The organism is Pseudoalteromonas sp. SWN29 (assembly GCF_015864465.1).
Taxonomy (GTDB): Bacteria; Pseudomonadota; Gammaproteobacteria; order Enterobacterales; family Alteromonadaceae; genus Pseudoalteromonas.
Genome location: NZ_JADYXE010000075.1, coordinates 1 through 12,630 on the forward strand (window position 1 = coordinate 1; position 12,630 = coordinate 12,630).

Here is a 12,630-nt window from a genome sequence, read left to right on the forward strand (position 1 = left end):
CATTAAGCTAACTTGTACTAATTACCCGTGAGGCTTAACCATACAACGCCAAACGCGTTTTATGTGATAGTGAAACAAGCGAAGAAGTTAATATGACTAAAGTAGATATTTACTGAAAGACTTAAAAAATATTATCAGATATTTTCCAAATTCAGTTAATTTGTAGCGATACGAATTAACGCCCAAATTTGCTTGGTGACAATAGCGTTTTGGACCCACCTGATCCCATGCCGAACTCAGTAGTGAAACGAAACAGCGCCGATGATAGTGTAGCATTTGCTATGTGAAAGTAGGACATTACCAGGCTTAAAATTGTAGAGAGCCCGAATCTAACGATTCGGGCTTTTTTACGTCTGCAGAAAAGTCAGATTCGTACAATTAATACACTCGTCAACACCCATCATGTAGGTCGGGCGAGCGTAGCGACGACTCCCGACGCTTAAAATCACACCAAAATCACAATAAAATTTCTCAATATCTCAGTCGGCTAATTCAGTAGTATTTGCTAAGTGACTCTCCACCGCTGTGGGCACCACGACATCCTACTGCGTAGAGCGCACTGACCTCAAATTGTAGAAACCCGTTACAGTAATGTGACGGGTTTTTTGCTATCTGGAATTTATTAAATAGCCAAGAGCGCATACCGAACTCAGTAGTGAAACCAAAGTTTCGAACGATGATAGTGTCGCATTTGCTATGTGGCTCTCCGCCGCTGTGGGCACTACGACATCACCAGACTTCATATTGTAGAGCCTGAATCTAACGATTCGGGCTTTTTTACGTCTACAGAAAAGTGAAGTGTGTACAATTAATGCACACTCATCAACACCCATCACGTAGGTCGGGCGAGCAACGCGACTCCCGATGCAAAGATAGTGTAGAATTTCACTGTGGCTCTCTACCGCAGTGGGCACCACGACACCACGCACCGACTTCAAATTAAAGAAACCCGTTACAGAAATGTAACGGGTTTTTCGCTGTCTGGGATTAAATAAATAGCTTAAAGATGGATGAAATTTAACAGAGATAGGGCAACTAAAGATTATTAGATGGTACTAGTGAGGTTTTTTATGGCACATTTAAATTGATTCTCAAGCTGTTTTTTTCCTAATAAACCTAAGTATTGAATCACTTTTTCATTACTTTCATTTTGTAGTACTAACTTTATTAAGAGTTGTTTATCAGACTCTGTTAATTGAGACATACAAGAAGGAGACTGGTTCATTATCTGCCAAAGAGTCGCAGAGATACTAAATTGAGTGAAGTTACTGTTTACGAGCAAGACTAATCTTTCGCGAATCTCTAGACCTACTAACTCATCGCTAAGCCCTTCAATTAAAATACTTACAAGTTGCCAATCTAGTGTTTTAAAGTGTGTTAAAAGCCCATAAAAAAAGTCGTTTTTAAACTGCTTTTTCAAAGGTTGGATAATTGCACTTTTGTTATTTAAGCATTTAACCACAAGCGCTGAATGTTCAGCTGTGCTTTTATCGCGTTGATAACCCAGTTTTATGGTATCAAATCCTTGGTTCTGCCAAAAATTAAGTAACTGCGCTGTTGCGCCAAAGCTTGCACCAAACCAACTACATTGGTTTTTTACTTGCGACTCGCAATAGCTAAGTAGCTTTTTACCAAGCCCTATATTGTGAGAACTCGGATCAATCGCTATTCGTACAACGCGAGCGCTCAGTTGTGTTAAACAGTCATTATTAAAGCTAAGTTGTGAGAGTGCTTGCGCCATTAAATGTCCTTGCGGACGACGCTCTCCACTTATAACTTGTAGGGCAAGTTCTTCACTCAAACCACCTTCTATGGCGATTAAGCATACGCCAACTAATTGATTATTAATTTTGCTAATAAATAGTCGTTGCGATGGTGCGTCTAGTAGTTGGCGTAAGTCGTTTACACTACTTTGATAGTGAGCTAATGCAAGCAGGGCAATAACTTGCTGCAGTAATGGCTCATTGTTTACAAGGGATTGCTGAGTTATTTCACTATGAACTGGCTGTTCTAATTGATTACTACTTAACTCATTATATTGTGCATCGAGTGCAAACAGTGTGCGAATGTGTTGCTCAAGGGGATCGTGTTTAGCAAAGCGCAGTGGCTCATCCAGTGTTACAACTTTAGAGGCTTTATAGTGCGCTTTAATATAGTTACTAAAGCGAATGGTATAACCTCTGCCATTGCCCTCATACCCAACCAGAGTGCTTGCAAATACTATACGAGGGTAATTAGCTAGCATTTGTAGTAATAACGGAACAGGGATTGCTGCAGCTTCATCTACTAGTAATAAATTGCACTCAGGTAGTGTGTTTAATAACGCGTCAGGTGCAACGTAGTGCAAGTTGGCGAGCTGTTTATGTTCAGCATTGTATTGCAGGCTTAACTCGTTGGCTAAATGTTTAAAGCTACTATGGGTCGCTTTAAACTGAGTACTACAAATAATTACTTTTTTATCAGTCAGTTTTGCTGTTGCGAGGCCGAGTGCTGCCGACTTACCCCTGCCTCTATCGGCATTAATAAGTAAAGGTCTGTTGGCACGGCCCTTAGCCACTTTAACTATTTGTTCAACGCAGCTTTGCTGAGGTTGATAATCAATTTTATTATGTGTAACAAAGCTGGAGTTGTGATCAATACAGCCATTTTTTTCACTAAAATGAAAAGCAGGTAATTGTTTAATAACAGTTGCGAAACGTTTATTAAATAAACTGTAGTTAATGGTATGACCGTGTGATTGTACTGTACTTAATGAAGGGTCTTGCCAAGTAGGTAAGTCACCTAATTCATGCAGTAATAAAAACAGCATACCACCGGCTTTAACGGTGCCGGAAAGTGCTGCAAGTTTATCTGGGTGCAAACCACTAAAACCGTCGTAAACAGCATGAGCAAATTCTTGCCCTAAAATTTGGTGAGTGCGAGTAGGCCAGTATGAATTTTTAAGCGCACGCTGCTTTGAGACAACAAGTGTATTGTTTTCATCTATTAATGAGTTAAGTAATTCATAACACCAAGCTGGGCTGCCCGTAATCAACACTAGCTGACGATGATATGCGTCAGCTAGTTGTTGTTCTAACTCATTTAGGTGTGCTTTATACTGCTTGTAATCGTGCATAGGCCGTTACTAACCATTTACTACCAAGGTCATCAAAGTTAACTTGTACGCGAGATTGCGCGCCGCTGCCTTCGTAATTAAGTACGGTACCAATGCCAAACTTAGCATGAAGTACTCGTTGACCTAAGTTAAAGCCACTGTCTTCAAATGCGGCATGGCTAACTGATGCGCTAAAACGCCCGGCAGCAGGTGGACGAGAAACCTGTGTTTTAATACGGATTTCCTCAACGCAGTCCTCAGGGATTTCGCGTAAAAAGCGTGATGGGCTATGGTATTTTTCTTGCCCGTATAAGCGGCGACTCTCAGCATGGCTAATGTATAACTTATCCATTGCTCGTGTCATGCCTACATAACAAAGGCGGCGCTCTTCTTCTAAACGGCCAGACTCTTCGTTACTTTGCTGAGAAGGGAACATGCCTTCTTCTACGCCTACCATAAACACTAACGGAAACTCTAAGCCTTTAGCTGAGTGAAGCGTCATCATTTGTACGGCGTCTTCGTGCTCTTCTGCTTGCCCTTCACCTGACTCAAGTGAGGTATGTGCTAAAAAACCTTGTAAAGGCGAGCTGTATTCTTCGTCTTCAGGAAGTTCGTACTGGTCACATGCGCTAATTAGCTCTTCTAAGTTTTCTACGCGAGCACGGCCTTTTTCGCCTTTTTCAGCTTGGTACATTGCCATCAAGCCTGAGGTTTGAATTGTGTACTTGGCTTGCTCATGTAAAGTTAGATCGCTAATTTTATCTTCTATTTGTTCAACGAGCTCTACAAACTTACTTACTGCGCCAGAGGCACGGCCAGATAAATGCTGTTGTTCTACAATTGCTTTTGCGGCATACCAAAGCGGTAACGATTCTGCTCGTGCACAGTCGCGTATATGGCTCAATGTTTTGTCGCCAATACCGCGTGCTGGCGTATTAATTACACGCTCAAATGCGGCATCGTCTTGACGATTACCGACTAGGCGTAAGTACGACAACGCATCTTTAATTTCTTGTCGTTCGAAGAATCGCATACCACCATAAATACGGTATTTTAAGCCTTCTTGCAGCATGGCTTCCTCGAGTACACGAGATTGCGCGTTACTACGGTATAAAATTGCTGCATCTTGCAGCGCATTACCTGCATTTAACCAGCTTCGTAATTTGCTACTTACAAAGCGGGCTTCGTCTAACTCATTAAATGCTGCATAAATAGAGATTGGCTCGCCATCGTTACCGTCGGTCCACAAGCTTTTACCCATACGTTCTGAGTTATTTTGAATTAATGCGTTAGACGCTTTCAAAATAGTTGCAGTTGAACGGTAGTTTTGCTCCAGACGAATGGTTTCTGCGCTGAAGTCAGTTAAAAAACGTTTAATGTTTTCGATTTTAGCACCACGCCAACCGTAAATGCTTTGGTCATCGTCGCCTACAATCATAATGCTATTTGTATCGCCAGCAAGTAATTTTAACCACGCATATTGAATGGTATTTGTATCTTGAAACTCATCTACTAGCATATGGGCAAAGCGTTGCTGATAATGGCGTAGTAACGTAGGGTTATTTTTTAATACTTCGTAGCTACGTAGTAATATTTCAGCAAAGTCTACTAAGCCTGCGCGATCGCAGGCCTCTTGATAGGCGGCGTAAACACGCAGCATCATTTGCTCATTAATATCGTATGCTTGAATATCTTTAGGGCGAAGTGCTTCATCTTTTTTGGCGCTTATGTACCAGCCAAATTGTTTAGCAGGCCATTTTTTATCATCAATATTCATCGATTTTAATAAGCGCTTGATCATCCGAAGCTGATCGTCAGAGTCTAAAATTTGAAAGGCTTCTGGTAAGTTAGCTTCACGGTGATGAGCACGTAAAATACGATGCGATAAACCATGGAACGTACCAATCCACATACCACCTACAGGGGCTTTTAGTGTTTCTTCAACGCGGCTACGCATTTCTTTAGCTGCTTTATTAGTAAAGGTAACTGCAAAAATACTGTAAGCAGAGGCTTGCTCAACTTGCATAAGCCACGCAATACGATGAACTAACACTCGTGTTTTACCAGACCCAGCACCTGCTAATACCAGCATGTTTTGTAGTGGGGCTGCAACGGCATCGCGTTGTTTGTCATTTAAGCCATCGAGTAATTGTGAAACGTCCATCGTTACGCCTTTTTAATCAATATTGTGGGCAGTATAACAGGTGTTTTTGTTAGGCTAAATAAAATACTGTTTTTATAAACAGCTATTTATAAAATAGTGTTCAAAACGAGTGACTTGCTACTTATTTAAACAAGCGGAAAAGTGCAAACGCATAACAGAAATTGCTAATTTGACCTAAATTTAGCAAAATTTACTAACTCCTTAAATCTAGACTAATTTAACTATTTGATTTGTAAGCTTTAATAAATTGGCATAAAGTGTGTAAGTAAATAATTATAAAATTAAATAAATACAGAGGTTAGTATGGCAGATCAAGGTTCTGGCGGTAACGTAATTGCAGCAATATGTAATATATTTTTTCCTGGTTTAGGTCAGTTAGTACAGGGGCGTATTTTAGCCGCTATATTTTTTGCACTCGCTATTATAATAAGTTACGCACTAGTTTATGTGCTTGTAGGCTTTGTACTTGTGCCTATTATTTACTTATGGTCGATTATTGATGCTGCGCGTTATAGATCGCGAAGTTAACGGCTTTAAAGTTTATTAAAATAGCGCCCTTGTGGCGCTATTTTGCTTTATATGTCCTGTGGTTTACGGGCGTTTACGTATATAATTACGCAATGAAAGATTTACAGGCAAACCCTATGGAATATCAATTTATTCGCGATCCTATTAGCGGGTTACGTATTAAAATAAGTAGCGAACATGCCATTATTGGTCGCTGGCTAAACGAAGAAATAGGCAAAGAAAAAGTAGCCATGGTGCAAGCGCTTATTACATCGGTGAGTTCAAGCTATGAGCCGCTAACGCTAAAGGGTCAAGAAATAGATTTAATCCTAACGAAAGACGAAGCATTATTTGAAGCCCATGCACTTCATCAAGATAGTGAAGACCTAATCGCGTATCAAGATGACGATTTAGCACTTGAAGAAAATGGTTTAAGCAGTGGTTGTGGTTTTGAAGATTTTATTGATTTAATTGATTCTTGGCATGAGTTTACGACTGGTCGTTAAGTTATATTATCTATATTATTTTTATAAATTTATTTAGAGTAGAAAATTTAAAATGAAAAAAGTTGAATTAAAAATTGTAAATCCTAAAGTCGGTACTGAAATTCCTATGCCAGAGTATGCTACAGATGGCTCTGCTGCTATAGATCTTAGAGCTTGTATTGATGATATTTTACAAGTTTTACCGGGTGAGACAAAATTAATACCTACTGGTATTGCTTTAAATATGCAGGATACAGGAATGGCTGCTACTATTTTACCTCGATCAGGTTTAGGTCATAAACATGGGATTGTGCTGGGTAATTTAGTCGGATTAATTGATTCAGATTACCAAGGTGAGTTATTCATCTCAGTATGGAATAGGGGTAATGATGAATTCTCAATAAACTCTGGTGATAGAATTGCTCAATTGATGTTTATACCAGTACTTAAAGCTGATTTTGTACTTGTCGATGAGTTTGAAGCAACAGAGCGTGGAACAGGTGGTTTTGGTCACACCGGTGTGAAATAGAGTAGAAAAGCGTGCAAGTATTGCACGCTTGAAATTGAAGGGAAAAGGAATTGAATAATCTTGTGCAAGCTTTGATTGCTGGCGGGCTACTATTAATCCCCGTCTTTTACTTTTTTAGTAATTCAGTAAAAAATGGTGTAATTGCTAGCTTCATATATTTGGTCATTGGAGGGGTATTTGGATATATCTACAAAAATGGTTGGCCTAATACATGGCTCGAATTTAAATTAAGGTTTTATCGAGCTTTCAAAAGCAAAGTTGTTCGAGAGCAAGCAAAAACGAGTCGTTCCCTCAACGACTTTTCAACATGGTTAGCTAAAAACCATCCCTTAGAAAGACTATTAGCTAACAAACCAATAGAAAAAATACACTTCACTCGTTTTACCAATTTTGAAGCTGCTATCTTTATCTTACTTATTAACAATGACAACGAATGCATAAACTGTAGTCAGCTTTCGTCAGAAGATTTTAAAGAAATTTTTACTAAAGCTTTAAAAGAGCCGTTTTATAAAAGGTTAATGCTCAAAGAGTCCCTCTCGCAAATTATTAAGCCAGCTGATTTAGAAAAATTACTTATCAAGTTTGAAGAACAATTAACTGTAAATTGCGATTTAAGCAGTGAAAATATTGATAATGATTCTTTTAAAGGTAAAGTTAGAGAGTTATGCGCCGTGGGTGGAACAATGAAAATATCAATTTTTTCAACTACTTCACAATTATCACACGATATATTAAAAGATTTAAAAGCTTATCAAACAAGTACCACTAAAGTTGATATAGATTTCTTTATTTGCAGTCCAAACGTTAAAACAGACTCAGCAATTTTGGAGTTAATGAAAGAATATGAAGTCCCCGTTGGTGCGTTACCAGATCAGTTTGTAAGAGCTAGTAATAAAAAAGCACATATAGAGATGGATATTATCCGTCGCGTATTTAGAGTGTTGCGCTCTTTTAAAGACATTAAAGATAATCAAGAGAGTTATTGTAAAACGTCGGTTCATTTATATAAAAAAGGTTACCCTGGGTGCAAAATTCGTCTTATAGAAAATAAGTTTGTTGAATTACAACCTGGTCCATTAAAGTTTGCTAATAATTTATACCGCTTTCGTATCACGAGCACCGATTCAGAAGCCATAAATAAACTTAGTGATGCTGTTAAAAACTTTAAAGATAGTAATGATGTTCAATGTATTGAATTATTAAAGCAGCCAATAGAGCAAAGCGAAAAGCAGGCACTACTTGAATTAGCCGAATGGTTATTATCAAGAGGAATAAAACCAGATGATTTACCCAAATATGCAACCGATATTCATGCATCTAGTGGTGATCAAGAAACTCGTACTAGGCTAAAATTTTTACAAAACAGAATAGGTACTGCTTATAAAGCTATAACTAATTTGAGTAATTCGACAAATGAAGAACTTTATGCAGAAGAAAGCTTTGAACAATCAACGGGTAGCGGCATCAGGGAAGTTGAAATAAATAATAAAATTAAACATATAACAGTCGCTGCTATTTTTACTAATAATAATAAAATTCTTCTAATTGAGAAAGCTAAGGAGTTTTACCAGGGAAAATACAGCCTTGTTGCAGGGCATGTTGAGTATCAAGATAGTACGCTTGCTGATGCTGTTGAGAGAGAGGCCAATGAAGAGATTGGGCTGAACATAAATAGCTTAAGTTATATTTTTCATATTGATGACTTAACAGACAAATGTGGTCACGGTGGTGAGCTACATGATTGGCATGTTTTTAATTCTTATGAAATTATAGATGAGAATAGTTTAAAGCTTGGTGCTGAAGTTAAAAGTATTAAGTGGGTTTCTTTGAATGAACTTCAAAAAATGAAAGAAGAATTAACTGACGGTGCTTGCAAGATTTTTAATGCCATGGGTTGGTTGAAATGAAAACCGTTGTTATAAGACTAACCGGCGGTGGTGCTATTTCTGAAGCTAGTACCGAAATTGATGTGCCATGGTGGGGGTATAGAAATATGCATATCACTCCTGATGTATTCAAAGATTTACCAGTGATTATTGCAAACAACCCATCAACAAAGTTCATATTTATTTGCGGTGGCATAGGAGCTTTTCTTTTTACTGATTTAGTTAAAAACCTAGCTATGGATAGTTATGTAGATGAAGTTGGGAAAGGCATAATTTCGATATTAAATGGTATCGCAATATCATATTTAAACTCATTTTCTGTAAATGTCTATCCGAATGAAGTGCATGTCAATGAAGTAGAAAAATACTTATCTACAGCTAGTGCTAGTTGCTTTTTCATTAAGCCTGATTCAGGTTGTATTAGTAGTGATTCACTAGCTGCAGAAGCAGCTTTTTTGACTAAAGCAGACCTTTTGTTATATGTAAAAAAAGGTGCTCCTCAATATCATGTTGGTTTCGATAAGCCAACGATCATTAACCGCTGGTCATTAGATGATATAGAGCTTAAATCACTTACTTTGTATGAAGAGCAAGCTAAGCATTATGTGCTTGATTATCAGGCATGTTCAATACTCAAATCTAATACTAACGAAATTTATATTATCCCTCCTGAAATTATTAAAGAAATCAATACGAGCTCTTTTCCTGGCAGTAACTCAGAATTAGTAACAAGGGTGTATTAAATGGTATTAAGTTCCGAAAGCATAAAAAGACACCTAATTGAAGGTAAGCTTGTTATTAAGGGTTTTAAAGAAAGCTCATTCAGGCCTGCGAGCTATTTACTGAGGCTAAGTGACCACATACTTTTAATGGAACAGCACGATAGAGAAATTGATACTAAATCTACAGATACGAAATCTTTTTTTAAAGCTATACAAATTCCAATTGAAGGGTATGTATTAAAACCAGGTGATTTTATATTGGGAGCTTCTGTTGAGTCTTTGAGTTTACCAAATTCTTTGTGCGGAGAGCTAAGTCAACTATCCTGTTACGCTAGAGTGGGTTTGAGCATTAACTTCAGCGCTAATTATGTTGCACCAACATTTGGTCACAATAACCCATCATCTATAACCTTTGAGATAAAAAACGAATCTTGTAATGATATCCGTATATATTCTAGAGTGAATTTTTGCCATATACGCTTTATGCAAACTGACTTGGATGTTACAAGTTCATACAATGGAATATACAGTGGGCATAAAGAGGCAAAGGCAGCTGACTTTAGTACAAAGCCAGCGAAAGGTTAAATAATCTTACGATAGTCGGTAACACTTAGATAATCGGCTATTTCGTTATGTGGTTGTTGGCTATCAGGGTTAGCAACTGCAAGTAAGTGCTCAATGCCGTATTCTCGTGCGGCATTTAATACCGGCACACTGTCATCTACAAACAAAGTACGACTTTTATTAAAGCCTAAGTCATTTTGTACTTGGTGCCACAAACTTTGTTGCTCTTTACTTACTCCATATTCATGAGTAGACACTACGCCATCTAGGTAGTTATCAATCGCTGTATGCTCAAATTTAAGCATGACACTCTCAGGGTGGGCGTTGGTAAGTAAAATTAATTCTTTGCCTGCTTTTTTAAGCTCAGTTAAAAAATGAGGTACGTCTTCGCGCATTTTAATTAAATGCTGAGACTCTCGTTTAAGATCCATTATAGGCAAGCTTAATTGCTGCTCCCAATAATCTAAACAATACCACTGTATTTGACCGCTCACAGCTTGATAGCGTTTTAAAATATCTGCTTTAGCTGCATCTAGGCTAATGCCCCTTGCTAATGCGTGTTGCGCAGGAATAACGTTAAGCCAAAAATGACTGTCGTAATGTAAATCGAGTAATGTTCCATCCATGTCGAGCAAAACGGTATCGATTTTTGACCAATTTAACATAGGAATTTCAACTTATAAGGTTTATTATTGAACTAACTGCCATGATAGCAAATTAACGCCAATGACACAGAAAAAGCACCCAACACCACCACAAATCCTCAGTAACAATGTTGTCGCTAAAAGCCGCCTGTTTACTGTAGAGTCTTTAGAGCTAAAGTTTTCTAATAACGAAGAGCGCCAGTATGAGCGAATTCGCGGCGGTGGCCGGGGAGCTGTCATGATTGTTCCGTTAAGTGCAGACAATGAACTACTACTTGTACGTGAGTATTGTGCGGGTACAAACGACTATCAGTTGGGCTTTCCTAAAGGTTTAATCGATCCGGGCGAAACGCCAGAGCAAGCTGCTAACAGAGAGCTTAAAGAAGAAATTGGCTTTGGTGCTGAGTATTTTAAACCATTAAGAACAGTAACAATGGCGCCAAGTTACTTTAATGCCACTATGCATATTTTGTTTGCTAAGCAATTATATCCACAAACCCTTATTGGCGACGAACCAGAGCCGCTTGTTGTTGTTAAGTGGCCATTAACTCAGTGGCAGTCATTATTAGAGCAAGAAGATTTTACCGAAGCACGCAGTGTTGCAGCTTTGCTATTATTAGATAAGTATTTAGCGTCTGGAGCTGCCGATGAATAAATTAATCGAACCGTGTATTGAATTAGCTGAGCGTGCTGGCGATGCAATTATGGCTATTTATAAAAAAGGCGATATTGGCCAACAAGAGAAATCAGATAATACGCCTGTTACCAAAGCTGATTTAGCAGCAAATGACGTATTGGTTGCTGGATTAAAAGCACTTGCGCCCGATATCCCAATTATGTCGGAAGAAACACCTATACCAGCACTCGCCGACCGACAAGATTGGCAGCGTTATTGGTTACTCGATCCGATGGATGGCACAGGCGAGTTTATTTTAGAAAGTGGCGACTTTGCAGTAAATATTGCATTGATTGAAAATAATCATCCAGTGCTTGGGGTTATTCATTGGCCTGCAAAAGGCGTGACTTATTTTGCTACCGCTAAAAATGGTGCCTTTAAACGTGAAAACTCAATTGATAAGCAAATATCTGTAGCACCACCAGAAAATTTAACGCTTGCAGTGAGCCGCCGCCAAAAAATAGAAGCAGTGAGTCAGTATTTAAATAGTCAATTTACAACTATTGCTATTGGCTCGTGCTCATTAAAAGCTTGTACTGTTGCAGAAGGCAAAGCAGATTGTTTTTTAAGAATTGGTCCAACGGGAGAGTGGGATACAGGTGCTTCACAAGTTATTGTTGAAGAAGCCGGTGGTTGTATTACCGATGCAGAATTTAACCCGCTAACGTACAATCAACGCGAGAGTACTGAGAACCCTGACTTTATAGTGATGGGACATCCCGACTGGGAATGGCAAAAAATGATTAATCCACATCAAAGATTGATCGCAGAATAGCAATTTGATTGCTTTTTGTTCGGTTGAACAACTTTAATTAGTTTAGGCCTTGCATTAAATGTTTATTCCTATATAGTAGCGCTCTCTTCAAGGCAGGCTCGTAAATATTACGAAAATGTTTTAAAGAAATTACAGGCGCGGGATGGAGCAGTCTGGTAGCTCGTCGGGCTCATAACCCGAAGGTCGTCGGTTCAAATCCGGCTCCCGCAACCAATTCTTTATAAGATTTGGTTACTGTAAACTCTAGCTTAAGAGATAAAATAAAGTAGTCGATAGACTTAAAATATACAGGCGCGGGATGGAGCAGTCTGGTAGCTCGTCGGGCTCATAACCCGAAGGTCGTCGGTTCAAATCCGGCTCCCGCAACCAATTATTTTATAAAGATTTAGTGCAATAGGTAGTTTTAAAAGGTCGTCGGTTCACTCTTCACCTTCACAGCTCCCGCAATAAATTTTTAAATTGGAAGCCAAGTTGTAATGTAAGCAACTTTAAACAAGTATACAATTTCAGGCGCGGGATGGAGCAGTCTGGTAGCTCGTCGGGCTCATAACCCGAAGGTCGTCGGTTCAAATCCGGCTCCCGCA

At 38.7% G+C, this 12,630-nt stretch carries 11 protein-coding genes, 3 tRNA genes and 1 rRNA gene; 12 read left to right on the plus strand and 3 right to left on the minus strand.

The annotated features are described in order from the left end of the window. The first annotated feature begins 191 nt into the window (after positions 1-191). Positions 192-306 (plus strand): 5S ribosomal RNA (gene rrf, locus I6F53_RS19100). A gap of 739 nt (positions 307-1,045) precedes the next feature. Here the strand turns inward: rrf and I6F53_RS19105 are convergent. Beyond that, on the minus strand, positions 1,046-3,115 hold the full coding sequence (locus I6F53_RS19105) for a GNAT family N-acetyltransferase (protein WP_197240809.1): 2,070 nt from the start codon (positions 3,113-3,115) through the stop codon (positions 1,046-1,048). Further along, positions 3,093-5,258 carry a DNA helicase II gene (gene uvrD, locus I6F53_RS19110; protein WP_008166456.1) on the minus strand — a complete coding sequence of 722 codons (2,166 nt, stop codon included), beginning with the start codon at positions 5,256-5,258 and terminating at the stop codon, positions 3,093-3,095. The genes I6F53_RS19105 and uvrD overlap by 23 nt, the downstream gene beginning before the upstream one ends. A 303-nt stretch (positions 5,259-5,561) precedes the next feature. Between uvrD and I6F53_RS19115 the strand changes: the two genes are divergently transcribed. The 6 genes from I6F53_RS19115 to I6F53_RS19140 all read left to right on the plus strand — a co-directional run bounded on the left by I6F53_RS19115 (position 5,562) and on the right by I6F53_RS19140 (position 9,972). Then, the gene (locus tag I6F53_RS19115) at positions 5,562-5,786 is read left to right on the plus strand and encodes a hypothetical protein (RefSeq protein WP_197240810.1); all 225 of its coding nucleotides are present in this window, start codon (positions 5,562-5,564) and stop codon (positions 5,784-5,786) included. Positions 5,787-5,902: 116 nt separating this feature from the next. Beyond that, entirely contained in the window at positions 5,903-6,271 is a 369-nt protein-coding gene (locus I6F53_RS19120; RefSeq protein ID WP_197240811.1) for a YacL family protein, read from the plus strand. A gap of 52 nt (positions 6,272-6,323) precedes the next feature. Next, positions 6,324-6,779 (plus strand): dUTP diphosphatase, encoded by a 456-nt coding sequence (gene dut, locus I6F53_RS19125; RefSeq protein ID WP_197240812.1) that lies wholly within the window; start codon positions 6,324-6,326, stop codon positions 6,777-6,779. A 50-nt stretch (positions 6,780-6,829) separates the two neighbouring features. Next, positions 6,830-8,686, plus strand: coding sequence for an NUDIX hydrolase (locus I6F53_RS19130; protein ID WP_231616646.1), 1,857 nt, complete (start codon positions 6,830-6,832; stop codon positions 8,684-8,686). Next, positions 8,683-9,408, plus strand: coding sequence for a hypothetical protein (locus I6F53_RS19135; protein WP_197240813.1), 726 nt, complete (start codon positions 8,683-8,685; stop codon positions 9,406-9,408). The genes I6F53_RS19130 and I6F53_RS19135 overlap by 4 nt, the downstream gene beginning before the upstream one ends. Then, the gene (locus I6F53_RS19140) at positions 9,409-9,972 is read left to right on the plus strand and encodes a dCTP deaminase (RefSeq protein WP_197240814.1); all 564 of its coding nucleotides are present in this window, start codon (positions 9,409-9,411) and stop codon (positions 9,970-9,972) included. Here I6F53_RS19140 and yrfG read toward each other — a convergent pair. Beyond that, positions 9,969-10,616, minus strand: a complete 648-nt coding sequence (yrfG, locus tag I6F53_RS19145; RefSeq protein ID WP_197240815.1) for a GMP/IMP nucleotidase — start codon at positions 10,614-10,616, stop codon at positions 9,969-9,971. The two genes, I6F53_RS19140 and yrfG, sit on opposite strands and share 4 nt — an antisense overlap. A 61-nt stretch (positions 10,617-10,677) precedes the next feature. On the opposite strand from yrfG, the gene nudE reads away from it, so the two are divergent. The 5 genes from nudE (at position 10,678) to I6F53_RS19170 (ending at position 12,630) form a co-directional block, all read left to right on the plus strand. After that, positions 10,678-11,250 (plus strand): ADP compounds hydrolase NudE, encoded by a 573-nt coding sequence (gene nudE / locus I6F53_RS19150; RefSeq protein ID WP_008139393.1) that lies wholly within the window; start codon positions 10,678-10,680, stop codon positions 11,248-11,250. Next, positions 11,243-12,046, plus strand: coding sequence for a 3'(2'),5'-bisphosphate nucleotidase CysQ (cysQ, locus tag I6F53_RS19155; protein ID WP_197181576.1), 804 nt, complete (start codon positions 11,243-11,245; stop codon positions 12,044-12,046). The genes nudE and cysQ overlap by 8 nt, the downstream gene beginning before the upstream one ends. Positions 12,047-12,182: 136 nt before the next feature. Beyond that, positions 12,183-12,259, plus strand: a tRNA-Met gene (locus I6F53_RS19160). 79 nt (positions 12,260-12,338) lie between these two features. Further along, positions 12,339-12,415 (plus strand) — tRNA-Met (locus I6F53_RS19165). Between the two features lie 142 nt (positions 12,416-12,557). Continuing rightward, positions 12,558-12,630, plus strand: a tRNA-Met gene (locus I6F53_RS19170).

Coding starts and splice junctions, on each gene's coding strand:
- I6F53_RS19105 (WP_197240809.1), bottom strand. CDS start 3,115: ATGCACGATTACAAGCAGTATAAAGCACACCTAAATGAGTTAGAACAA.
- uvrD (WP_008166456.1), bottom strand. CDS start 5,258: ATGGACGTTTCACAATTACTCGATGGCTTAAATGACAAACAACGCGAT.
- I6F53_RS19115 (WP_197240810.1), top strand. CDS start 5,562: ATGGCAGATCAAGGTTCTGGCGGTAACGTAATTGCAGCAATATGTAAT.
- I6F53_RS19120 (WP_197240811.1), top strand. CDS start 5,903: ATGGAATATCAATTTATTCGCGATCCTATTAGCGGGTTACGTATTAAA.
- dut (WP_197240812.1), top strand. CDS start 6,324: ATGAAAAAAGTTGAATTAAAAATTGTAAATCCTAAAGTCGGTACTGAA.
- I6F53_RS19135 (WP_197240813.1), top strand. CDS start 8,683: ATGAAAACCGTTGTTATAAGACTAACCGGCGGTGGTGCTATTTCTGAA.
- I6F53_RS19140 (WP_197240814.1), top strand. CDS start 9,409: ATGGTATTAAGTTCCGAAAGCATAAAAAGACACCTAATTGAAGGTAAG.
- yrfG (WP_197240815.1), bottom strand. CDS start 10,616: ATGTTAAATTGGTCAAAAATCGATACCGTTTTGCTCGACATGGATGGA.
- nudE (WP_008139393.1), top strand. CDS start 10,678: ATGACACAGAAAAAGCACCCAACACCACCACAAATCCTCAGTAACAAT.
- cysQ (WP_197181576.1), top strand. CDS start 11,243: ATGAATAAATTAATCGAACCGTGTATTGAATTAGCTGAGCGTGCTGGC.